20 protein-coding genes are annotated in these 22,736 nt (G+C 61.5%); 11 read left to right on the top strand and 9 right to left on the bottom strand.

The window, feature by feature from the left end; translation table 11 throughout:
* Positions 1-92 precede the first annotated feature (92 nt).
* Together AC07VG_RS08785 and AC07VG_RS08780 are read right to left on the bottom strand one after the other, a co-directional pair.
* Positions 93-2,267 (bottom strand): hypothetical protein, encoded by a 2,175-nt coding sequence (locus AC07VG_RS08785; RefSeq protein ID WP_494999491.1) that lies wholly within the window; start codon positions 2,265-2,267, stop codon positions 93-95.
* A 331-nt stretch (positions 2,268-2,598) separates the two neighbouring features.
* Positions 2,599-2,967: a YkgJ family cysteine cluster protein gene (locus AC07VG_RS08780; protein ID WP_494999492.1), complete on the bottom strand. Its 369-nt coding sequence runs from the start codon at positions 2,965-2,967 to the stop codon at positions 2,599-2,601.
* 256 nt (positions 2,968-3,223) lie between these two features.
* Here AC07VG_RS08780 and AC07VG_RS08775 point away from each other — a divergent pair, with 256 nt between their 5' ends.
* Entirely contained in the window at positions 3,224-4,570 is a 1,347-nt protein-coding gene (locus tag AC07VG_RS08775) for a spinster family MFS transporter (RefSeq protein WP_495020878.1), read from the top strand.
* Between the two features lie 147 nt (positions 4,571-4,717).
* Here the strand turns inward: AC07VG_RS08775 and rapA are convergent, their stop codons facing one another.
* A complete protein-coding gene (rapA, locus tag AC07VG_RS08770) occupies positions 4,718-7,564 on the bottom strand; it encodes an RNA polymerase-associated protein RapA (protein ID WP_494999494.1) in 2,847 nt (948 codons plus the stop codon).
* Positions 7,565-7,809: 245 nt separating this feature from the next.
* Between rapA and AC07VG_RS08765 the strand changes: the two genes are divergently transcribed.
* Positions 7,810-8,151, top strand: coding sequence for an aspartate-semialdehyde dehydrogenase (locus tag AC07VG_RS08765; protein WP_494999495.1), 342 nt, complete (start codon positions 7,810-7,812; stop codon positions 8,149-8,151).
* Here the strand turns inward: AC07VG_RS08765 and AC07VG_RS08760 are convergent.
* The 3 genes from AC07VG_RS08760 to AC07VG_RS08750 form a co-directional block, all read right to left on the bottom strand.
* Positions 8,121-9,350: an aminotransferase class V-fold PLP-dependent enzyme gene (locus AC07VG_RS08760; protein WP_495020877.1), complete on the bottom strand. Its 1,230-nt coding sequence runs from the start codon at positions 9,348-9,350 to the stop codon at positions 8,121-8,123. The genes AC07VG_RS08765 and AC07VG_RS08760 overlap by 31 nt on opposite strands.
* Positions 9,347-9,817 carry a RidA family protein gene (locus AC07VG_RS08755; protein WP_495020876.1) on the bottom strand — a complete coding sequence of 157 codons (471 nt, stop codon included), beginning with the start codon at positions 9,815-9,817 and terminating at the stop codon, positions 9,347-9,349. The genes AC07VG_RS08760 and AC07VG_RS08755 overlap by 4 nt, the downstream gene beginning before the upstream one ends.
* An 88-nt stretch (positions 9,818-9,905) precedes the next feature.
* Positions 9,906-10,784 (bottom strand): LysR substrate-binding domain-containing protein, encoded by an 879-nt coding sequence (locus AC07VG_RS08750; protein ID WP_495020875.1) that lies wholly within the window; start codon positions 10,782-10,784, stop codon positions 9,906-9,908.
* A 190-nt stretch (positions 10,785-10,974) separates the two neighbouring features.
* On the opposite strand from AC07VG_RS08750, the gene AC07VG_RS08745 reads away from it, so the two are divergent.
* Together AC07VG_RS08745 and ccoM are read left to right on the top strand one after the other, a co-directional pair.
* Positions 10,975-11,136, top strand: a complete 162-nt coding sequence (locus AC07VG_RS08745; protein ID WP_494999499.1) for a hypothetical protein — start codon at positions 10,975-10,977, stop codon at positions 11,134-11,136.
* Between the two features lie 143 nt (positions 11,137-11,279).
* On the top strand, positions 11,280-11,396 hold the full coding sequence (gene ccoM, locus AC07VG_RS08740; protein ID WP_017127681.1) for a cytochrome c oxidase subunit CcoM: 117 nt from the start codon (positions 11,280-11,282) through the stop codon (positions 11,394-11,396).
* 172 nt (positions 11,397-11,568) lie between these two features.
* On the opposite strand, the gene AC07VG_RS08735 is transcribed toward ccoM, so the two are convergent.
* Positions 11,569-13,044 carry an inorganic phosphate transporter gene (locus AC07VG_RS08735; RefSeq protein WP_494999500.1) on the bottom strand — a complete coding sequence of 492 codons (1,476 nt, stop codon included), beginning with the start codon at positions 13,042-13,044 and terminating at the stop codon, positions 11,569-11,571.
* A 215-nt stretch (positions 13,045-13,259) separates the two neighbouring features.
* On the bottom strand, positions 13,260-13,460 hold the full coding sequence (locus AC07VG_RS08730; RefSeq protein WP_494999501.1) for a hypothetical protein: 201 nt from the start codon (positions 13,458-13,460) through the stop codon (positions 13,260-13,262).
* A 625-nt stretch (positions 13,461-14,085) separates the two neighbouring features.
* Between AC07VG_RS08730 and pcaR the strand changes: the two genes are divergently transcribed.
* The 7 genes from pcaR (at position 14,086) to AC07VG_RS08695 (ending at position 21,293) form a co-directional block, all read left to right on the top strand.
* Positions 14,086-14,928 carry a pca regulon transcriptional regulator PcaR gene (pcaR, locus tag AC07VG_RS08725; RefSeq protein ID WP_494999502.1) on the top strand — a complete coding sequence of 281 codons (843 nt, stop codon included), beginning with the start codon at positions 14,086-14,088 and terminating at the stop codon, positions 14,926-14,928.
* Positions 14,929-15,123: 195 nt separating this feature from the next.
* Positions 15,124-15,981 (top strand): CoA transferase subunit A, encoded by an 858-nt coding sequence (locus AC07VG_RS08720; RefSeq protein WP_494999503.1) that lies wholly within the window; start codon positions 15,124-15,126, stop codon positions 15,979-15,981.
* On the top strand, positions 15,981-16,760 hold the full coding sequence (locus AC07VG_RS08715) for a CoA-transferase subunit beta (protein WP_494999504.1): 780 nt from the start codon (positions 15,981-15,983) through the stop codon (positions 16,758-16,760). The genes AC07VG_RS08720 and AC07VG_RS08715 overlap by 1 nt, the downstream gene beginning before the upstream one ends.
* Entirely contained in the window at positions 16,757-17,962 is a 1,206-nt protein-coding gene (gene pcaF, locus AC07VG_RS08710) for a 3-oxoadipyl-CoA thiolase (RefSeq protein ID WP_494999505.1), read from the top strand. Before AC07VG_RS08715 ends, pcaF begins: the two co-directional genes overlap by 4 nt.
* A 128-nt stretch (positions 17,963-18,090) precedes the next feature.
* A complete protein-coding gene (locus tag AC07VG_RS08705; RefSeq protein ID WP_494999506.1) occupies positions 18,091-19,386 on the top strand; it encodes an MFS family transporter in 1,296 nt (431 codons plus the stop codon).
* Between the two features lie 83 nt (positions 19,387-19,469).
* Positions 19,470-20,264 (top strand): 3-oxoadipate enol-lactonase, encoded by a 795-nt coding sequence (gene pcaD, locus AC07VG_RS08700; RefSeq protein WP_495020874.1) that lies wholly within the window; start codon positions 19,470-19,472, stop codon positions 20,262-20,264.
* Between the two features lie 129 nt (positions 20,265-20,393).
* Positions 20,394-21,293 (top strand): polysaccharide deacetylase family protein, encoded by a 900-nt coding sequence (locus AC07VG_RS08695; protein ID WP_494999508.1) that lies wholly within the window; start codon positions 20,394-20,396, stop codon positions 21,291-21,293.
* A 12-nt stretch (positions 21,294-21,305) separates the two neighbouring features.
* Here AC07VG_RS08695 and AC07VG_RS08690 read toward each other — a convergent pair whose 3' ends face one another.
* Entirely contained in the window at positions 21,306-22,568 is a 1,263-nt protein-coding gene (locus tag AC07VG_RS08690) for an OprD family porin (RefSeq protein ID WP_494999509.1), read from the bottom strand.
* Between the last annotated feature and the right edge of the window lie 168 nt (positions 22,569-22,736).

Here is a 22,736-nt window from a genome sequence, read left to right as displayed (position 1 = left end):
GCTGTCCTGTAGGAGCCGGCTTGCCGGCGATAGCGGTGGTGAATATCACATCGCAATCGCCGGCAAGCCGGCTCCTACACTTAGGGCTGTGCTCAGTACTCGGTCTTGCCCGTGTGGTTATTCAGCGAAATGACCTTGGTCTTGCCAATGCGGTGACGGTAGATCTCGCGCAGGTACTTGATGGCCTTCTTCACGCAGTCGCGGGACAGACGGATATCGTTGATCGAGACGAACTTTTCCTTGTCGTTGATCAGCTCGCGGTACTTCTTCTCGTACATCGGCTTGATTGCGTACCAGTTGGTGTCGAGGATCTTCGCCGGGTTTTCGAATTCGTTGAGCAATTCGTCGAGGCTGTCTTCATCGAACTCATCACGGGTGATGAAGTCCAGCATCGCGTTGTCCAGCGTATCGTCGAAACGGTACGGGTTACGCGCGAAGCAGCGCTTGATAAAGGCCACGATCAGCGTCAGGAAGTCGTCCGACAGGCACGGGCTCTTGGCGATCAGGGTGGTCAGCGAGAGGTTCGCCGAGGCGCCGATGACCAGGGCGTAGCGCTTGAGCGTGGTGTTGGGGAACAGGCTGTTGAGGTGGGTCTTGAGCCGGTTCAGGTCCATATAGGACAGTTTGTAGTCCTTGGGCAGGGAGACGATCGAGACCACCGATGAGCAGTTTTTGAAGAAGTGCAGGTCGTGCAGCGCCGCGGCGTCGTAACCCGAGGTCTTGTACTGATCCAGGGCCGCGCGATAGCGCTTGGACTCGATGGGCAGCAGGCTGATGCCTTCGATTGCCTGGGTCACCTTGTTGAAGTGCGGCAGGTCGATGGAGCGGAAGAACAGGTCGTCGATGTTCAGCCGTTGGGGCTCTTTCTCGAACACTTTGAACTTGTCGCCGGTGGGCGTCGGCTGTTCTGGTACCACGGATTCGGCGTAGGCAATGGCCACGGGACCAGCCAGGCTCATAAACAGGTCGTTGGCATCCAGGCGAATGGTCTCGCCGATGTCGATGCCGGCCCGCCGGAAATAGTTCTGGTCGTAGTCGGTGGTCACCGCCTGGGCAGTGAGAATGTTGAAGATCTGCTGGGAGATGTACTGGTTGGCGTGCTTCTCCATGGCATTGACATCAATGTTCTGGATGTTGCCGTCATCGCTCTCTTCGGCATAACGCATGATGTCGTTGGAGATCAGCATCATCGCGTTCCACGGGCGAATGCGCCCCATGACGCTGGCTTCGCTGCTGTCGTCATTGTCGAAGTTGTACGAGAAGTCCCATTCTTCGGACAGGTACTTGCAGAGCAGGCGACCGGCGTTGATGTGCAGGGCTTCGGACATTTCACTGCGGTGATCGGAAATGTTCGGCAGTACGCAGATACCGCTGGTGAAGATCGGTTCGAACACAAAGGAGTGGCCGCTCTTGCTGTCGTGCTCGTCGGCGGGCTTGGTGTCGAAGGTTTTGTTCATGTAGGAGTATTGCTGGGCCAGGCCGAATTCCGAGGCCATGCCTGAACCGGTACCGCCGCCGGCGCTGAAGATCGAGAAGTACAGGCGCGACTGGTTGGCCTTGATGCCGCAGGAGTCGATCAGGTAGGAGTGGATCATCTTCCAGTCGGGGCTGGAGAAGCGCTGGGTGTCCTTGTTCAGGATGATCTTGGCCAGGTACTGGCCGAGGATCGGCGCGTTGCCCGCACCACCGGCATGGACTTCCGACAGGTCCATGATCTTCATCTTGCTGTAGTCGCGGATAAAGCCGCTTTTTTCGCCCTTGCGCGAGAAACGAATGCGCCCGGCGATGTCCTTGTCCAGGTCGCCGAGCATCACCAGGGGTTCCACCAGGAACACCGGCTTGGCGGATTTGTTCTGCACCAGGCGCAGGTTGTTGCGGATCCATTGCGCCGGGCGGTAGCCCTTGTCGCTGACCTTGTCTTCGTTGTTGAACTCGTTGAGGTAGAACTTGCGGGCGTTGTACACCAGTTCCGCGACGTCCAGGGCAATGTTCGAACCGCAGCGACCCAGGCCGATCAGGCACACGGAGGGGAATTCCTGCTCACGGCGCGCCTCGCTTTCGCCTTCGGTATGGGGCGAGCGGGGGAACACCATGTCGCGCAGGCCGTCGAGGTTGTCGAGGATGCGGTCGGTGTTGGTTTCGGTGAAGTACAGGTACTGCTGAGTCGACAGCGGACGGGGAGTGGAGTAGGCCTTGTAGGTTTTTTCCGCGACCGGTGGCAACGTCAGATCGGATACTACGTTGGCTGGAGTATTTTTAGAGGTCATTGTGCGCCATTTGCCTGGTCTGGTTCGGCGGTCGAAAGGATATCAACGCGCCATCACGGAGTGAGAGATCGCGACTGTACCTCGCGATATGGGCCTGAGCGATAGGGTCTATCCCTAGGCGCTCCTAGGGGAGAGCCTTGCTTGTATTACCGAAGCATCGGCCAAAAAATGGCGTTCTTTAATTGGCGGGGAACTTTTTATGAATTTTGTACTATCAGCGCACTGAACGCAGTGCTGGGGAATTGCCGGCGCTGGTTGAGTTGGACTATAGACGCTCACCCCAGGCTGCAAGGGGGGCCTGGCAGAGTGAGGCCGATGATTTGGAAATGATCTAAATAGCGATGGGTATTAAGCGCTCGGCCTGTTCCGGCTCCAGCGGTGGCAGTCCGGCAGCCGCGCGGGCTTTGTCGCAGTACTCGTTGTGCACGCCGTCGACCCACGAAGCCTCGAATTCCCGGCAGGTGCTTGAGCGTTGGTGGTAGATCGAGCAACTGACCTGCTGGCCGACTTCGCCCTCAAGTGCGGTGCAGCGCGGCGAGCTGCATTCGGTACCGAGCATGGCCACATGGTTGGGGCCGACCTGGGTGACCAGTTCGTCGGGCACCAGGCCACCGGCCGAGGCGCATTCTCCCCAATAGAAGGACACGCGGAAGTACGCACAGCAGGCACCACAATTCAGACACGGATTAGCGTCGGGCATGGAAGGTCACGGAGGAAGTGGGGGGAGGTCATCGGCGGCTATTCTAGGCTTCGGCCCGGGCTTTGGAGGGTATTTTTTGCATAACCTTCGCCGCGGTCGCCTGTGTCGCCGCGATCAGGTGCCTGGGCAGGGCATTGCCGGGTATCAGCGCCACGAATGGTGGCAGACAGTCCAGGCGCCGCTCACTAGATTGAAGGTTCCGGGCTCAACGCGTCTGGCGGGCAAGCCCCTATAACAATAAAAGAGACGGACCCCCATGCAGAACTCGACCCAAGCGGCGAATGCCTGGCGCATTCTGTTCCTGTTGTTCCTCGCCAACCTCTTCAATTTCTACGACCGCACCCTGCCGGCGATCATCATCGAGCCGATCCGCATGGAATGGCACCTGAGCGATTTCCAGATCGGCATCATCGGCACAGCGTTCACCATTGTCTATGCCATTGCCGGCCTGCCTTTGGGGCGGATGGCCGACAACGGTTCGCGCAGCAAGCTGATGGGTTGGGGGCTGGCGGTCTGGAGTGGGCTGACGGCGGCGAACGGCCTGGTGGGCAGTTTCGCGACCTTCCTGCTGGTGCGCATGGGGGTGGGGATCGGCGAGGCCGCTTATGCACCCGCGGCCAACTCGCTGATCGGCGACCTGTTCCCGGCGCATCGTCGGGCGCGGGCCATGGGCATCTTCATGCTTGGCTTGCCGCTGGGACTGGTGTTGGCATTCTTTACCACCGGCGCCATGGTCAAGGCCTTCGACAGCTGGCGTGCACCGTTCTTTATCGCGGCGGTGCCAGGGTTGTTGCTGGCGGGGTTCATGTTCTTTATCAAGGAGCCGAAACGCGGTGCGGCGGAAACGGTGAAGGTGTCCCAGGAGAAGGTCGACCGTCCGGTGCGTCGGTTGATGGCGATCCCGACGTTTCTCTGGCTGGTACTGGCGGGGCTGACTTTCAATTTTGCCACCTACGCTTGTAACTCGTTTCTGGTGCCGATGCTGCAGCGCTACTTCCTCATGCCGTTGCAGGAAGCCGCGGTGGCGACCGGTTTGATCGTCGGGGTCACCGGCTTGCTTGGATTGACGCTGGGCGGTTGGGTCGCGGACAAATTGCACCAGCGCATTGCCAATGGCCGGCTGTTGTTCGCCGCCGTGAGCCTGGTGATCTCGACGCTGACCACGGCCTGGGCACTGCATGCCGGGCGGATCGAGATCGGGGGGTTCGTCGCGGTGTTCAGTGTCGGTTGGCTGTTTGCCTACAACTTCTACACCTGTGTTTATACGGCGATTCAGGACGTGGTCGAGCCGCGGCTGCGGGCGACGGCCATGGCCGTGTACTTTGCCGGCCTGTATCTATTGGGGGGTGGTCTGGGGCCGGTGGTGGTGGGTTTGCTGTCCGATCATTTCGCCCATGCGGCGATGCTGGCGGCGGGAGCCGAGCAGATGAGCGAGGCGTTCAAGGCCGTCGGGCTGCATGACGCGATGTACCTGATTCCGGGCGCCTTGTTGCTGACGCTGGCGTTCCTGTTCCAGGCGGCGCGCTGTTTCAGCAAGGATGCGCAGCGTATGCGCGAGGGGATGCTGGCGGATGCGCCGGCGGTGGTGCCGGTTACTGCTTGAGAGCGAGGCGCCTTCTTCGCGGGCAAGCTCCGCTCCCACAAGGCCTGTGTCAAACCTGGAATTTGTGCACGACACAGACCCTGTGGGAGCGGAGCTTGCCCGCGAAGGGGCGCTTAAGAGCACCGACTCCCACAGCGACGGATTACATCAACCAGCCACCAGCACCCGAATCGCTTCCAGGCGTAGCGCGGCTTTTTCCAGCATGGCCAGGCCTTGTTCACGCTGTTGACGCAAGGCCAGCAGTTCACTGTCACGCACACTCGGATTGACCGCCTGCAACGCGGTCAGGCGTGCCAGCTCTTCATCGGTATCCGCCGCCAGGCGCCGTTGGGCCTCGGCCACGCGCTCGGCGTGACGCGGTGCGATCTTGGCTTCGCCGGCGTTGATCTTCGGCGTCAGGCTGTCGCGCTGGGCCTGGATGAATTTGTTGGCACTGGCCCGTGGCACGCTTTCCAACTGGTCGTTCAGGGTTTCGAACGCCACCCGGGTCGACAGGTCGTTGCCATTGGCATCCAGCAGGCAGCGCAGCGCCGCCGGCGGCAGGTAGCGGCCCAGTTGCAGCGAGCGCGGTGCGACCACTTCGCTGACATAAAGCAGTTCCAGCAACACGGTGCCGGGCTTGAGCGCCTTGTTCTTGATCAGCGCCACGGCGGTGTTGCCCATCGAGCCGGACAGCACCAGGTCCATGCCGCCTTGCACCATCGGGTGTTCCCAGGTGATGAACTGCATGTCTTCGCGTGACAGCGCCTGGTTGCGGTCGTAGGTGATGGTCACGCCTTCGTCGTCGCCCAGCGGGAAGCTGGCGTCGAGCATCTTCTCGCTCGGCTTGAGGATCAGGGCGTTTTCCGAATGGTCTTCGCTGTCGATACCGAAGGCATCGAACAGGGTTTCCATATAGATAGGCAGGGCGAACTGGTCATCCTGCTCATGGATCGCCTCGACCAGCGCGTCACCTTCGCCGGCACCCCCGGAGTTGAGTTCCAGCAGGCGGTCGCGACCGGTGTGCAGTTCGGCTTCGAGGCGTTCACGCTCACCGCGGGCTTCGTCGATCAGCGCTTGCCACTGGCCGTCATCGGCGTTTTCCAGCAGCGGTAGCAGGCGTGGGCCGAACTGGTGCTGCAGGGCGTTGCCGGTCGGGCAGGTGTTGAGGAAGGCGTTCAGCGCTTCGTGGTACCACTGGAACAGGCGCTCTTGCGGGCTGGTCTGCAGGTACGGCACATGCAGTTCGATCACGTGTTTCTGGCCGATCCGGTCGAGACGGCCAATGCGCTGCTCCAGCAGGTCCGGGTGGGACGGCAGGTCGAACAGCACCAGGTGGTGAGAGAACTGGAAGTTGCGACCTTCACTGCCGATTTCCGAGCAGATCAGCACCTGGGCGCCGAACTCTTCATCGGCGAAGTAGGCGGCGGCGCGGTCACGCTCGAGGATGTTCATGCCTTCGTGGAAGACCGTGGCCGGAATGCCGGAGCGCACGCGCAGGGCGTCCTCCAGGTCCATGGCGGTTTCGGCGTGGGCGCAGATCACCAGGACCTTGGTGCGCTTGAGCATTTTCAATTGGTCGATCAGCCACTCGACGCGCGGATCGAAGCGCCACCAGCGGGCTTCGTCGTCGGTGTCCGGCTGGGCCTGGAAGCTGACTTCCGGGTACAACTCGGCGTGTTCGCCCAACGGCAGTTCGAGGTACTCGTCCGGGCATGGCAGCGGGTAGGCGTGCAGCTTGCGCTCCGGGAAACCCTGCACTGCGGCGCGGGTGTTGCGGAACAGCACGCGGCCGGTGCCGTGACGGTCGAGCAGTTCACGCACCAGGCGGGCGCTGGCATCGCTGTCGCCAGCGTTGACGGCGGTCAGCAGGGCTTCGCCTTCGTCACCCAGGAAACCCTGGATGGTTTTGTGCGCGGCAGGCGACAGGCGGCCTTTGTCCAGCAGTTCCTGGACGGCTTCGGCCACCGGGCGATAGTTCTCGCTCTCGGCGCGGAAGGCCTTGAGGTCATGGAAACGGTTCGGATCAAGCAGGCGCAGGCGGGCGAAGTGGCTGTCCTGGCCCAGTTGTTCCGGGGTCGCGGTCAGCAGCAGGACGCCGGGAATGGTTTCGGCCAACTGTTCGACCAGGGCATATTGCGGGCTGACCTGGTCTTCATGCCAGACCAGGTGGTGGGCTTCGTCGACCACCAGCAGGTCCCAGTCGGCGGCGAACAGCGCATCCTGGGCCTTCTCGTCTTCCACCAGCCACTCCAGGGCCACCAGGGCCAACTGGGTGTCTTCGAACGGGTTGCTGGCATCGCTTTCGATAAAGCGTTCGGCGTCGAACAGCGCGACCTGCAGGTTGAAGCGCCGGCGCATTTCCACCAGCCACTGGTGTTGCAGGTTTTCCGGGACCAGGATCAGCACACGGTTGGCGCGCCCCGAGAGCAGCTGGCGATGGATCACCAGACCGGCTTCGATGGTCTTGCCGAGGCCCACTTCGTCGGCCAGCAAGACCCGTGGCGCGATGCGGTCGGCAACTTCCCGGGCAATATGCAACTGGTGGGCGATCGGTTGCGCGCGCACGCCGCCCAGGCCCCAGAGCGAGGACTGCAATTGCCGGCTGGTGTGTTCCAGGGTGTGGTAGCGCAGCGAGAACCAGGCCAATGGGTCGATCTGCCCGGCGAACAGGCGGTCGCTGGCCAGGCGGAACTGGATGAAGTTCGACAGCTGGGTTTCCGGCAGCGTGACGGCTTCGTTCTGCGCGTTGAGACCGTGGTAGACCAGCAATCCGTCGACATCGTCGACTTCCCGCACGGTCATCTTCCAGCCTTCGAAGTGGGTGATGGTGTCGCCCGGTGAGAATCGCACGCGGGTCAGGGGCGCATTCCGTAGCGCATACTGGCGAGTGTCGCCAGTGGCCGGGTAGAGCACGGTCAACAAGCGGCCGTCCTGTGCCAGAACGGTGCCTAAACCCAACTCCGCTTCGCTGTCACTGATCCAGCGTTGCCCCGGTTGATACTGCTGCGCCATGCTGCCTGACTCCCGCCTTGAAAAAGCCGACTATGTTAACGGAATCGACGCTTTCAGGCCAAAAGAAGCTCACAAATACCGCGCTTTTAGCGAGCACCCTGCCTTTGCAGGTGCGAGACCTGGAAGAAAGGGTAGCTCATCGGCATGTCGGGCACCTTTGTGTGTTAATCCGGTCACACTTTGACCCTCCTGGGCTCAAGTCGCCGAGCTCGCCGCCGACAGCCTGACGACAGGAGAATGCCATCATGCTGCCACCGATACTGCCCCTGAGTGTCGTACCGATTACGTCCCAGACCGATCCGATTCGACCGCGACCGGACATCCCCCCCGTGGTGCCGGTGCAGGAAAGCTCCAATGAGAGCACCATCGACCTGCAAAAGCGTGACCCGGACGAGGCCGGCTGGCTGCTGCGCGAGGAACAGCGGCGCCAGCAGGAACAACAGCAACGCCGGCGTGAAGCCGACGATGACCCCGAGTTGCACCTGGCCGTCCCGGGCGATGAGTTGAATGCCGACAACACTGTACCCGTGGTGGCGCTGATGGAAGATCAGCCGCGTCAGGGCCTGTTGGTGGATGTCGAAGTCTGACGGCGCTCGTTGGCCAGGGTCCGCAGGGCCTGGAGCAGGGTGTCGATTTCTTCCCCGGTATTGAGGTGGCTGACGGCGATCCGTGCGACAGCCGGCAGGTTCCGCGCGCGCATATCCAGTGGCGTGTAAGCCGTACCGTTGGCCCCCAGGTTGATGCCGCTTTCGGCCAGCCGCTGTTTCAGTTCAAACACATCCCAACCTTCCAGCGTGAACGCAATCAGCCCTGATTGTTGTCCGGGCCGGCCCAGGTCGTGCAGTTCCAGGCCATTGATCTGCCCCAGTGCCTGGCGCAGGGGCTGGCTCAACGCCTGGATTCGCCGATGAATTCGCTGGATCCCCAACTCCACGGCCTCTTTCAGTGCATTCGCCAGTCCGGCCAGCAGCGCCAGGGAGACTTCGCTGGTTTCAAAGCAGCGGGCATCGGCCCGCGGGGTAAAGGCGTGGCCGTCCCAGGGCGCCGAGAGCACATCGAGCTGGACTGGCTGCAGCTGCGCCATGAATGCCGGGCGTACATACAGCAGCGCCGTGCCCCGCGGGCCGCGCAGGAACTTGCGGGCGGCGCCCTTGAGTACGTCGCAGCCCAGGGCCTGGACATCACAGGGCAGCTGGCCCAGGGCCTGTCCGGCATCGATGAAGTAGGCAATACCATGCCGCCGCGCCACTTCGCCGATGGCCTGTGCCGGATTGATCAGGCCACCGTTGGCCGGGAGCCAGGTCAGGGCGATCAGCTTCACGCGTGAGTCGATCATCCGCTCCAGGGCGGACACCGACACCGCGCCGCTCTCGTCACAGGGGATCACCTCGAGCCGGGCCCCGGACTGCAGGGCCTGGCTCATGCAGGCCAGGTTGCCAGCCCATTCATGCCGTCCCACCAGGATCCGGTCGCCCGCCCGCCAGCCGCCCAGGGCACTGAACGCCATGCCCCAGGCCGCCGAGCCGCTGCTGGTAAAGGCAATGGCGGCGCTGTCGGTGCCGAGCAGTCTGGCCGCCCAGTGACGAGCTTGCTCCTGCAATCTGGCACCTTCAACGCCGGCTTCCATGGGGCCTATTGTCGCTTCCCTCAGCAGTTGCGTGGTGATGGCGTCCAGCGTGGCCTGGCTGGGCAGGGAGGCGCCGGCGTGATTGAAATGGATCACCCGGGAGCAGCCGGGCGTCGCGGCCCGCAGGTGGGCGATCTGGTGCGCAAGTGAATCGTTCATGGCCGCAGCTCGAAAATCGCGTCGATCTCCACGGCCACACCGCTGGGCAGGCTGGCGACACCGACGGCGGTACGCGCGTGGCGGCCCTTGTCGCCCAGGGCATTGACCAGCAGATTGGAGGCGCCGTTGGCCACGACCCCCTGGCGCTGGAAGTCGGGGCTGCTGGCGACAAAGACCCCGAGCCGGACAATCCGCAGCAGGCGTGAGAGATCATCGTCAAGGGCGTGGCCCAGTTGGGCCAGCAGACCAAGTGCGGCGAGCTCCGCGGCCTGCGCGCCTTCTGCTTCGTCCAGGGTGTCACCCAGGCGACCGATAAAGGCCGGCTTGCCGTCTTGCAGGGGGATCTGCCCGGAAATGAACAGCTGGTGCTGGCTGATGACGTAGTTCACATAGTTGGCGATCGGCTGCCCCGGCTGCGGCAGGTTCAGGCCCAGTTGGGCCACTCGGTCGGACAGGGAATCATTCATGGGTAAACCTCCGGGAAAGAGGCTTGAGCATGCTGGGCGCGCCATGACCCGACAAACGCATAGATTCAATCCGACGTATCGAGATAATTCATGCGTCGGCGGCGCAGCACTGCTCCCGCAACCACTCGCAGAAGGATTCGGCGGCGGGACTCAGCGCCGCGTTGGGCTTGACCAGCCAGTAGCCGATCTCGCCTTCATAGGCCGGCAGGTCGAAGGCATTCACCAGCGTACCTTCCTTGAGATGTCGGCCGATCAAATGTTGGCGACCCATGGCGATGCCCTGCCCGGCGATAGCCGCCTCGACCACGATGTTGTAGTCGTGGAGCATGACGCTGGGGTAGTGCTGGAGATCAAGGCGATGATGGCGGGACCAGTCGATCCATTCGAAGGGTTGCTGCGCCTGTGACATGAGCCGCGGGCCTTGTTCGACGCCATCGGCCTTGAAGGACGGGCTGCAAACCGGGAAAAGGCGTTCGCCCATCAGGCGCACGGCGTTGACATGGGGCCAGCCGCCTTTGCCATAGCGGATCGCCAGGTCCACCTCGGCGCCCGCCACATCGGCCAGTTGAATCGAGGGCTCCAGTTCGACCTTGATCTGCGGGTAACGACGGATAAAGCCGGCCAGGCGCGGGGCCAGCCAGAGGGTGGCGAAGGAGGCGAGCAAGCCGATGCGTAGCACCTGGTTTTGCCGGGGCAGGCTGAGCTGACGGCTGGCCTGGGCGATCTGTTCCAGGGCCGGGCGGATTTGTTGGTAGTACCGACCACCTTCTTCTGTGAGATCGATGGCGCGAGTGCGTCGGACAAACAGTCGCTGGCCCAGATGCTGTTCGAGTTTCTGCACTTGGTGGCTGATCGCACTTTGACTGACGCACAGCTCGTCGGCGGCCTTGATGAAGCTCAGATGACGGGCCACGGCCTCGAACGCGCGCAGGGCCATCAAGGGCGGCAGATCTTGGTGCAACGCCACTTCAGCGCTCCTTGGCGGGCAATCGGGGTCAGGGGATTGTGCTGGGAAATCGGGCGACTGCCCAGGTCTTGTTGCGCGGGAGGTCTGGATAAGCGGCCGACTTGCCCGCATTATGAGTCCATAGCGCGTGTCGAAGGTGGCCGACAGTGACCCTTCGATGGAACTCGACGGATAGCGATGTAATCTGACCATGAACCAAGATGACAAGTTGATCGACCTTGATACTGAACGGGCCAAGCGTGTCCATGATCTCAATGAAAAGCGCTTGAATGAAGTTCGTCAGGCGTTCGAACAGGCCCTGCCGCTGGGCAAAGGCAAGAAAAAACCGAAGAACAAGCCGAAAAAGCGCTGATAGCCCACTGATTCTTGATATGGATCAGTTATTCCCCTTCTCCCGCGCCCTGCCTTGGGCGGCATTGACCCTGGTCAATTTTTCACTGTGCCTGCTGGGCTAACTTAGCTCCATCGCAACAAGGCAAGTGCAGGAGGCCAGTCATGTTCTTCGATAACGTGGTGATCGCCGGAGTGCTGACTGTCGGCCTCATGGTGATGTTCTTCGCCGGTTTTGGATTTTTTATCTGGAAAGACTCACATAAACGGAAAAAACCGTAGAGCTTCCAGGGAACGAGCACGCAAGGCATTTTGGGCGACTTCGGTCGCCCTTTTTTTTGCTCTTTTTTTGCCGGTGTCGAATCGGCTATTGGCATTGGATCCCGGTCATACCGGGAAATAAAAAAGGTGCGGTCCCGGCGGGAGCGTACCTTTTTTCGTTATTCGCCCGGGATCAGTTGCCGAGCACTTTCGTCGCCAGCCAGAACAGACCGGCGGACAAGCCGATGGTCATTGGCAGGGTCAGCAGCCAGGCCAGCAGGATGGTCTTGATGGTGCTGCCTTGCAGGCCGCTTTTGCTGGCAATCATGGTCCCGGCCACACCCGACGACAAGACGTGGGTGGTCGAGACGGGCAGGGCGACGATGTTCGCCAGGGCGATCAAGCCGGCGGTGGTGATTTGTGCCGACATGCCCTGGGCATAGGTCATGCCCTGCTTGCCGATCTTCTCGCCGATGGTCAGGACCACGCGTTTCCAGCCGATCATGGTGCCCAGGCCGAGGGCCAGCGCCACCGCGATGATCACCCAGAACGGCGCGTATTCGGTGGTGGCGGTCAGGTCCTTGCGCAGTTTTTCCAGGTCGGCCTTTTCACGGGAATCCAGGCCTGGCAACTTGCTGACCTGCTTGGCGGTGTCATCCAGGCAGAGCAGGCCGCGACGCACTTCAATGCGTTTTTCCGCCGACAGCGAATGGTAGTCGGTCACGCCCGTGAGGTTGCTCATCAAGGCGTTGATGGTGGGTTCGGTCCGTTGCGGGTTGCAGCGGAATTTGCCCGGCATATCGTCGGCCACGTTTTTACCCAGGGCGAGGAATTCGCTCAGGGTGGCGTTATTACGCTGATAGAACTGGCTCAGGTGCAGGGTCGCGTCGCGGGTGCGTTCGATCTGGTACGTGGTGGTGCTCAGGTCAAGGACGAACTGCGCCGGGACGATACCGATCAGCACCAGCATGATCAGGCCGATACCTTTCTGGCCATCGTTGGAACCGTGCACGAAGCTCACGGCCATGGCGGAGAGCACCAGCACCAGACGGTTCCAGAACGGCGGGTGCTTCTTGTCGTCGATCTTGCGCCGTTGTTCCGGGGTCTTGTGCATCTTGGACTCCGGACGCCACCATTTCAGGCCAACCAGTATCAGGCCCGCCAGCACCAGGCCGGCAATCGGCGAGAAGATCAGCGAGGCGCCGATATCGACCGCTTTCTGCCAGTTCACGCCTTCGCTCACGGGAATGCCATTGAGCAGGGCGTTGGCCAGGCCGACACCGAGGATCGAGCCGATCAGGGTGTGGGAACTGGAGGCCGGAATGCCGAAATACCAGGTGCCCAGGTTCCAGGCGATGGCCGCCGCCAGCAGCGAAAACACCATGGCCAGACCATGTCCGGTGTTGACGTTGATCAGCAGCTCGACCGGCAACAGGTGAACGATGGCGTAGGCAACCCCGACCCCGCCCAGCAGCACGCCGAGGAAGTTGAACACCCCGGAAAAGAATACCGCCAGGTGCGGCGGCATGGCTTTGGTGTAGATCACAGTGGCCACCGCGTTAGCGGTGTCATGAAAGCCGTTGATGAACTCGAAGCTGAGGACAAAGGCCAGGGCGAGCACCAGGCTCACAAGCACCCAGGCATCCAGTCCGCTGAATAAATCGATCATGAAGGTTTTCTGACCCGGTCATAAGGGGGCGCGATTATGCCAGAAAACTTTCAGGTGAGGGCCTGCCTGACGCCATTTGACCTGAGCAGGTGCTCAGGGCCGACGGTTGACACGCGGATGGCGTAGGTCTTGGCGTCCAGCGGGCCAGGCGTTATCCGGGTAGGAAAGGTCTGGTGGCGAAGGGCAGGGCTCGGCAAGGTTCAATACCGATAAGCCTAAGGCTCTTCGGTCTTGAGTTCCTTTTCCATCTTTTGCAGTTCCTGGGTAAACGCCTGGTCCAGAAGACTGGCTCGTTTGCGCCAGGGTTTGCGTTCTGGATCGGGTTGGGCGGCGTAGGTGGTGACAGCCCCGCCGTAAACATCCTTGTAACGTTGCTCCTGGCGCTCAAGTTCCGCGCGCAGTTCGTCTTTCGTCACAGTACTACCTAATTTGAGTTGAGTGATTGTATTCCATTAAACACAACCGCCCTGACGAGACGTTCAATTTCGTGATTGAGCGCTGACAGTCGGAACCCCAGTCGGGCCAGACGGCCTTGAGGTCGCACAGGGAATTATAGCGGTCGGTTTGACTGACACTATCGCGAAGATAAGGGAGTTCGTCAACTTTGTCGGTGAGTTTTGTGATGTAGGAGTTTTTAACTGTAACTTGAGGGCGGGCTAACCGCTGCCTGTTTTTTGACGACAGTTATCAACTCAAGTTGCATTGCAATAAGCCTGATACTTGGAAGTGGTCTGCTGATGCAGTTGCAGAATGGCTGTTCAACTTCTGGATCGGCACGCCTTGCGATGACCACCCTGCAAGGAGGTAAAAAAAACGGCCTCACTTCGTGGGTGAGGCCGGACCGACGGAGTTCCCGGTGGGTACCTGACCAGTATCCCGGGAAAACCGCAGCGGCGCGCCAAGGTATAAGCTACGACGATCAGGGTCAATTGCGATTATCGGTCGTTGGTTCGATAATCGCACAAAGTCGCGCGGCCCTGGCTTGTCTAATCGCCTGGGCCCGGCTTGTAATGGGTTTCCACGGCAGACAAGGAATTTGTAATGAACGACCAATTGCGTGATGCCTTCGCCTCCGTGGCGCCGCCCATCGTGGCCTCGCCGGCCAAACGTATCCAGGCGTTGACCGGCGACCCTGACTTCATGACGTCGCTGGCCCGTGGCCTGGCGGTGGTGCAGGCGTTCCAGGAGCGCAAGCGGCACCTGACCATTGCGCAGATCAGCCACCGCACGGAAATTCCCCGCGCGGCGGTGCGCCGTTGCCTGCATACCCTGATCAAGCTCGGCTACGCCACCACCGACGGACGGACCTATTCGCTGCTGCCCAAGGTACTGACCCTGGGCCACGCCTACCTGTCATCCACGCCCCTGGCGGTGTCGGCGCAACCCTATCTCGACCGCATGAGCGAGCAACTGCACGAAGCCTGCAACATGGCGACCCTGGAAGGTGACGACATCCTCTATATCGCCCGTTCCGCCACCACCCGGCGGCTGATCTCGGTTGATCTCTCGGTAGGCGGCCGGTTGCCGGCCTATTGCACGTCCATGGGCCGAATCCTCTTGGCGGCGCTGGACGATGCTTCCTTGCATGAGTACCTCGAACACGCCGACCTGCACGCCAAGACCAGCCGGACCCTGCATACCCCCGAAGCGCTGCTCGAATGTCTGCAGCAGGTGCGCCAGCAGGGCTGGTGCATTGTCGACCAGGAACTGGAGCAAGGCTTGCGCTCGATTGCCGTGCCGGTCTATGACGCCTCCGGGCAAGTGCTGGCGGCGTTGAACGTCAGTGCCCATGCCGGACGTGTCAGTTGTACCGAGCTGGAGCAGCGTTTCCTGCCGAGCATGCTCAAGGCCAGTCGCGAGCTGAGTGCGCAGTTGTTTTCCTGAGCCACACGCGGCGCTGCTTTCCAGGGCAAAATGCTTGTCGGATAAAACGGTAGCTTGCAAACAATTCGTTCGATTATCGAACAGTTAATCGATTATCGGATTGTTTGGCCGCCGATCCCCGGCTTACCCTGAGCTCATCACGGCGCTGAACTTCGCGCCGCCCCTCAGGCAGGTTGAACCCGGGAGTCTGCACCCATGGCTGAAATCCTTTCGCTGCATGAAGCGGTGAAGCAGTTCGTCAACGACGGCGATACCGTCGCGCTCGAAGGCTTTACCCATCTGATTCCGACCGCGGCGGGTCATGAAATCATTCGTCAGGGCAAGAAAGACCTGACGCTGGTGCGCATGACCCCCGACCTGGTCTATGACCAGCTCATCGGTGCCGGTTGCGCCCGCAAACTGATTTTTTCCTGGGGCGGAAACCCCGGTGTAGGTTCGTTGCACCGTCTGCGCGATGCCGTCGAGAAACACTGGCCACACCCCCTGGAAATCGAAGAACACAGCCATGCCGACCTGGCCAACGCCTATGTGGCCGGTGCCTCCGGCTTGCCGTTCGCGGTCCTGCGGGCCTACGCCGGCTCCGACCTGCCGAAGGTCAATCCGCTGATCAAGACGGTCACCTGTCCCTTCACCGGTGAAGTGCTGGCCGCCGTGCCTTCGGTACGCCCGGATGTCACCGTGATCCATGCGCAGAAAGCCGACCGCAAGGGCAATGTGCTGCTTTGGGGCATTCTCGGTGTGCAGAAGGAAGCGGCCCTGGCGGCGAAACGCTGCATTGTCACGGTCGAGGAAATTGTCGACGACTTGCAGGCGCCAATGAACGCCTGCGTCTTGCCGACCTGGGCCCTGAGCGCGGTGTGTCATGTCCCTGGCGGTGCCCATCCGTCCTACGCCCATGGCTATAACGAGCGCGATAACCGCTTCTACCAGGCCTGGGATCCGATTGCCCGCGACCGCGCGACCTTCACCGCCTGGATCGACGAGTACATCCATGGCACCGCGAACTTTGCCGAGTTCCAGAGCAAACTGGCCCACGCTTCGGAGGTTAAGTAATGACCTACACCACCAATGAAATGATGACGGTGGCCGCCGCCCGTCGGCTGAAGAACGGTTCGGTCTGCTTCGTCGGCATCGGCCTGCCGTCCAAGGCCGCCAATCTGGCACGGCTGACCTCTTCGCCGGACGTGGTACTGATCTACGAGTCGGGCCCGATTGGCGCCAAGCCCAGTGTGTTGCCGCTGTCCATCGGTGACGGCGAACTGGCGGAAACCGCTGACAGCGTGGTGCCCACCGGCGAGATCTTCCGCTACTGGTTGCAAGGCGGGCGTATTGATGTCGGCTTTCTCGGCGCGGCCCAGGTCGACCGTTTCGGCAATATCAACACCACCGTGGTCGGCGACTATTTCTCGCCCAAGGTCCGCCTGCCCGGTGCCGGTGGTGCCCCGGAAATCGCCGGTTCGGCGAAAAGCGTGCTGATCATCCTCAAGCAGTCGGCGCGCTCCTTCGTCGACAAGCTGGACTTCATCACCTCGGTCGGTCACGGCGAAGGCGGCGATTCGCGCAAGCGCCTGGGCCTGCCGGGTGCCGGTCCCGTGGGGATCATCACCGACTTGTGCATCATGGAGCCGGAAGCGCACAGCAACGAATTTATCGTCACCGCGCTGCACCCGGGGGTAACCCGTGAGCAAGTGATCGCCGCCACTGGCTGGGCCGTGCGCTTCGCCGAGCAGGTGGACAGCACGGCGGCGCCGACCGAGCTTGAACTGACTGCCCTGCGTGACCTCGAAGCTCGTACCGCCGCGGCCCACGGCCAAGCCCCCGGAGAAGCATGATGCGCGACGTCTTTATCTGTGATGCCATTCGTACCCCCATCGGTCGCTTCGGCGGTGGCCTGGCCGGTGTGCGCGCCGATGACCTGGCGGCCGTGCCGATCAAGGCGCTGATGGAGCGCAATCCGTCGGTGAACTGGGGCGAGGTCGATGAAGTGTTTTTTGGCTGCGCCAACCAGGCCGGTGAAGACAACCGCAACGTCGCACGCATGGCGCTGTTGTTGGCGGGATTGCCTTCGAGTATTCCCGGGGTAACCCTCAACCGTCTCTGCGCCTCGGGCATGGACGCAATCGGCACCGCGTTCCGGGCCATCGCCAGCGGCGAGATGGAGCTGGCGATTGCTGGCGGCGTGGAGTCCATGTCCCGTGCTCCGTTCGTGATGGGCAAGGCGGACGCGGCGTTTTCCCGCAACATGAAACTGGAAGACACCACCATCGGCTGGCGCTTTATCAACCCGCTGATGAAGGCCCAGTACGGTGTCGATGCGATGCCGCAGACCGCTGACAACGTGGCGGACGATTATCAGGTGTCCCGCGCCGACCAGGATGCTTTTGCCCTGCGCAGCCAGCAACGGGCGGCAGCGGCCCAGGCCGGCGGTTTTTTCACTGAAGAAATCGTGCCGGTGCGTATCGCCCACAAAAAAGGCGAAACCGTGGTCGAGCACGATGAACATCCTCGAGCGGACACGACGCTGGAGACTCTGGCCAGGCTCAAACCGGTCAACGGCCCGGACAAGACCGTGACCGCCGGCAATGCCTCCGGTGTCAACGATGGTGCCGCTGCGCTGATCCTGGCGTCTGCCGAGGCGGTGAAGAAACATGGCCTGACCGCCCGTGCCCGGGTGCTCGGCATGGCCAGTGCGGGTGTCGAGCCCCGGGTCATGGGGATCGGCCCGGTACCGGCGGTGCGCAAGTTGATCGAGCGTCTGGGGCTGGCGGTCAGCGACTTCGACGTCATCGAACTGAACGAAGCCTTCGCCAGCCAGGGTCTGGCGGTACTGCGTGAACTGGGCATCGCTGACGATGCGCCGCAGGTCAACCCGAACGGTGGCGCCATCGCCCTCGGTCATCCGCTGGGCATGAGTGGCGCACGCCTGGTGCTGACAGCGCTCCACCAGTTGGAAAAAACCGGCGGCGGCAAGGGCCTGGCGACTATGTGTGTCGGCGTCGGGCAGGGGCTGGCACTGGCGATTGAGCGCGTCTGAGAACCACAGGCAACAAAACAGGCGCCCGGATGACTGCCACGCACGGTCATTCGGGCGATTGTTCTTGCAAAACAGGCCTGTTGCAAAGTATGTCTAGACTGCAACTTACCTCCTTCGAGTGATGAGACATGACAACAACAACGATGCCGTACACCTCCGAAGAACGTAACAAGAGAATTTTTGCGATTGTCGGTGCCTCTTCCGGCAACCTGGTCGAGTGGTTCGACTTCTACGTCTATGCCTTCTGCGCCATCTACTTCGCCCCGGCGTTTTTTCCCTCCGACGACCCCACGGTGCAGTTGCTCAACACTGCCGGGGTATTCGCCGCCGGCTTCCTGATGCGTCCCATCGGTGGCTGGTTGTTCGGTCGCGTGGCCGACAAGCACGGCCGCAAGAACTCCATGATGATCTCGGTGCTGATGATGTGCGGCGGCTCCCTGGTCATTGCCTTCCTGCCTGGCTACGCGACTATCGGCGCCTGGGCGCCGGCGCTGTTGCTGGTGGCACGACTGTTTCAGGGCGTGTCGGTGGGCGGTGAATATGGCACCACCGCGACCTACATGAGTGAAGTGGCCCTGCGCGGCCAGCGCGGTTTCTTCGCTTCGTTCCAGTACGTGACCCTGATCGGCGGCCAGTTGCTGGCGGTGTTGGTGGTAGTGATCCTGCAGCAGTTCCTCAGCGAACCGGAGCTCAAGGCCTGGGGCTGGCGGATTCCGTTCGTGATCGGCGCCATCGCGGCACTGATTTCGCTGTTCCTGCGCCGGGCCCTGAAGGAAACCACCAGCAAGGAAACCCGCCAGGACAAGGACGCCGGCAGCATGCGGGCGTTGTTTCGCGATCACAAGGCCGCCTTTATCACCGTGCTCGGCTATACCGCCGGCGGCTCGCTGATTTTCTACACCTTCACCACCTACATGCAGAAATACCTGGTGAATACCGCCGGCATGACGGCCAAGACCGCCAGTTTCATCATGACCGCCGTGCTGTTCCTTTATATGTGCATGCAGCCGTTGTTCGGCATGCTCTCGGACCGCATCGGCCGGCGTAACAGCATGCTCTGGTTCGGCGCTCTGGGGACCCTGTGCACCGTGCCGATCCTGCTGACCCTGAAGACCGTGACCAGCCCGTTCCTGGCCTTCGTGCTGATCACCCTGGCGCTGGCGATCGTCAGTTTCTACACCTCCATCAGCGGCCTGGTCAAAGCCGAGATGTTCCCGGTCCATGTGCGGGCACTGGGCGTGGGCCTGGCCTACGCGGTGGCGAATGCGCTCTTTGGTGGCTCGGCGGAATATGTGGCCCTGAACCTGAAGTCGGTCGGGATGGAAAACGTCTTCTACTGGTATGTGACGGTGATGATGGCCGTCGCCTTCCTGTTCAGCTTGCGCCTGCCGAAAGAAGCGGCCTACCTGCAGCACGATCATTGATCGCTTCGCGCGCCCTTGAGGGGCGCGCCTGAGCGCTGTAACCAGCGGGCAATACATGGGTTTTTTACTTGAAGGGGATGAACGTGGGTTTCGTACGACTTGCCGAAGGTGAACTGCATTACCAACTGGAGGGTCCGCCAGGGGCTCCGGTACTGGTGTTGTCCAACTCGTTGGGCACCGACCTGGGGATGTGGGACACCCAGATACCGGCGTTTGCCGAGCACTTTCGAGTATTGCGTTACGACACCCGCGGTCATGGCCGTTCGCTGGTGACACCGGGGCCTTACAGCATCGAGCAACTGGGGCGCGACGTCCTGGCGTTGCTCGATGCGCTGGAGATTGATCGGGCGCACTTCTGCGGCCTGTCCATGGGCGGGCTGATCGGTCAGTGGCTGGGCATCCATGCCGGTCATCGTCTGCACCGGCTGATTGTCTGCAACACGGCGGCGAAGATCGGTGATGCGGCTGGCTGGAATCCGCGGATCGAAGCCGTTTCGACGGGCGGCCAGACGGCCATGCTGGCGCTACGCGATGGGGCGGTTTCCCGCTGGTTCACCCCGGCGTTCGCCGAGGCGCACCCGGATCGGGTCAAGCCGATTACCGAGATGCTCGCCGCCACCTCGCCCGAGGGCTACGCGGCCAACTGCTGCGCGGTGCGCGATGCGGATTTCCGTGAGCAGTTGGCGCAGATTCAGCTGCCGCTGCTGGTGATTTCCGGCACCGAGGATGCGGTGACACCGCCTTCGGGAGGGATCTTTATCCAGCAGCATGTCGAGGGTGCCGAATACGCCGAATTCCATGCCGCGCACCTGTCCAATGTGCAGGCTGGCGATGATTTCAGCCTGCGGGTGCTGGATTTCCTGTCCGCCAGTGTGTAAGGCAGTGCGAGTGAAACTTTTCTCTTTTAGATGAAACTTTCGCGATGGCCTGAACGCTGCCTTGCGGTTGTGCTCTGATTAACGTGATGACCCTTTTGCCATTACCTTGATCCGGACTTGCCCAATCCCATGAAGTCGTTTGCCGCACTGTTGTCAGGGCTCGTGATTGTCGCGAGCCTTGGCGGCTGCATCGGTCCGCCGATGCCCCTGACCCCGAAGACCGAGCAAGCCCTGCGCTCGCAACCACCGATTCGTTTCCTGCTGACCTACGATGACGGACCCAGCGCCTCGAGTTTCTGGAACCCGACGGCATCGGTGCTCGATGACCTGGCCCACAACCCGATCCAGCCGGGTATCAAGGCCGTGTTCTTTGTCCAGACCCGTGCCCCCCGAGCCGGCAACAGTGACATAGGTCGTGCGCTGATGCGCCGTGAGTATGCCGAGGGACATATCCTCGGCTTTCATACCGCGACTCCCTGGCACACCAATCACCGCTCGCTGAGCCCGGAGGAGCTGGAACAGTCGCTCACCGACGGTAGCGCGGATATTGCGGCGATCACTGGCGCGCCACCGACGATCCTGCGCCCACCGTTCTGGAATTACGACAAGCGCACCTTCGCCGCCTACCAGCGTCATGATATGCACGTTTTGTTGACGGACCTGAGTGCCAATGACGGCAAGGTCTGGGGCATCACCGCCAGTCCACAACGGCGGGCCAACCTGCTCAAGCACCTGGCCGAAGTGCGTGAGCAGATTGCCCAGGGGAAGATGCCGGTGGTCGATGGAGTAATTCCGGTGGTGGTGACTTTCCACGACCTCAACCGCTACACCGCCCGGCATATGCAGGAGTATTTGCAGATCCTGATGGACTGCGCACGGGACACCGGCGTGCCGACGGCCGAGCAACCCTTCTATACGGATCGCTCGGCATTGTTGCGGGCCGTGATGGCCCGTACGGTTCAGGACAGTTCCATGCCCGTGCAGTTGCCCGGGTTCTGGAACTGGTGGTGGGATAAGAATTCACACTAAGGCGGCGGACGCCTATAGCAACGAAATCGGATAGCTGACGATCAGCCGGTTCTCATCGAACTCATTGGTGCTGAAGCTTTTGCGGATACTCGAATTGCGCCAGCGCACGCTGAGATTTTTGAAGGTGCCGCTTTGCAGGGTGTAGCCCAGTTCCGATTCGCGACCCCACTCCTTGCCGTTGGTAATGGCCCCGGTGTGCACGTTGTCGCCGCTGATATAGCGGTTCATCAGGGTCAGCCCCGGAATGCCGAGCGCGGCGAAGTTGTAGTCATGGCGCAACTGCCAGGACTTCTCGCGGGCATTGTCGTAACTGTTGTTGTAGCTATCGTTGGCCAGGGTGCCGCCGCTGGTGCCGTTGACGCGCATCCAGACGCTGTTGCCGGTGAGTTTCTGCAAGCCGACATAGAAGGTGTTGCCACCATATTTGGCTGAGAACAGTCCGGACCAGGTCTTGTTGTCCAGCTCGCCGGCCTTGGCGCTGCCGTCGTCCTTGCCGTAGAAGTAGCCGAGGTTGGCGCCCAGGGTCCAGTCGCCCAGCGGTTGGCTGTGCACCAGGTTGAGGTACTGCTGGCTGTAGATATCCTTGAGCTGGGCATTCCACACCCCGATCAGGGTGCGCTTGTCGTTGAAGCTGTATTCGCCGCCCTGGAAGTTGAAGCGGTCGGAGGTGATGCCCGGCTTACCGTTCATGAACATGGCCGTCATGCTCGAGTCGTTGCGTGGGCTGTTGTTCTGGAACTGGCCGCCGTAAAGGGTCAGGCCATCGATTTCCTTCGAGGTGATCTGGCCGCCACGAAAGGTCTGCGGCAGCGAACGACCATCGTCCGAGCGCAGGATCGGCAGCACCGGCATCCATTCGCCGACTTTCAATTCCGTCTTGGAAATCCTCGCTTTCAAGGCCACATCCAGGCGCCCGAAGTTGCTGGCCGGGCGTCCGTTGCCGTCCAGCGGCAGCAACTGGGTACCGCCGGTGCCTTTACCGCCGTCGAGCTTCTCCGAGAATGTGCCGAGCACATCGGCGCCGAAGCCTACGGTGCCCTGGGTGAAACCCGATCGGGCATCCAGGATAAAACTCTGCGTCCATTCCTGAGCCTTGCTCTGAGGGAAGGCTGGATTGATGAAGTTGCGGTTGATGAAAAAGTTACGCAGGTTCAGGTTGGCCTGGGCATCTTCCACAAAACCATGCTCTTCGGCCAGCACCGGCAGGGTCGCGCTGGCCATGGCGATGGCCAGCAGGGCGTGGGAGGACAGCTTGCTCGGGTTCAGTGGCTTCATGGATCGGTCTCTCTAATTGTTAGGGGTGAAGCAGGGCGCAGCTGCAACCGTTGGTTGCAGACAAGCGATTCGAACGAGGAACGGGCGAGTGTGATCAGCCGCTGAGCGCGGGGTATCGAGACATGGTGGGCGAACCTGTTGTTATGGCTATGGGTCAGTGCGGAGAAT

Source organism: Pseudomonas sp. GW821-FHT03C07, assembly GCF_059420925.1.
The sequence above is the reverse complement of the archived record's forward strand: the minus strand, read 5'-3'. Positions and strand labels throughout refer to the sequence as shown.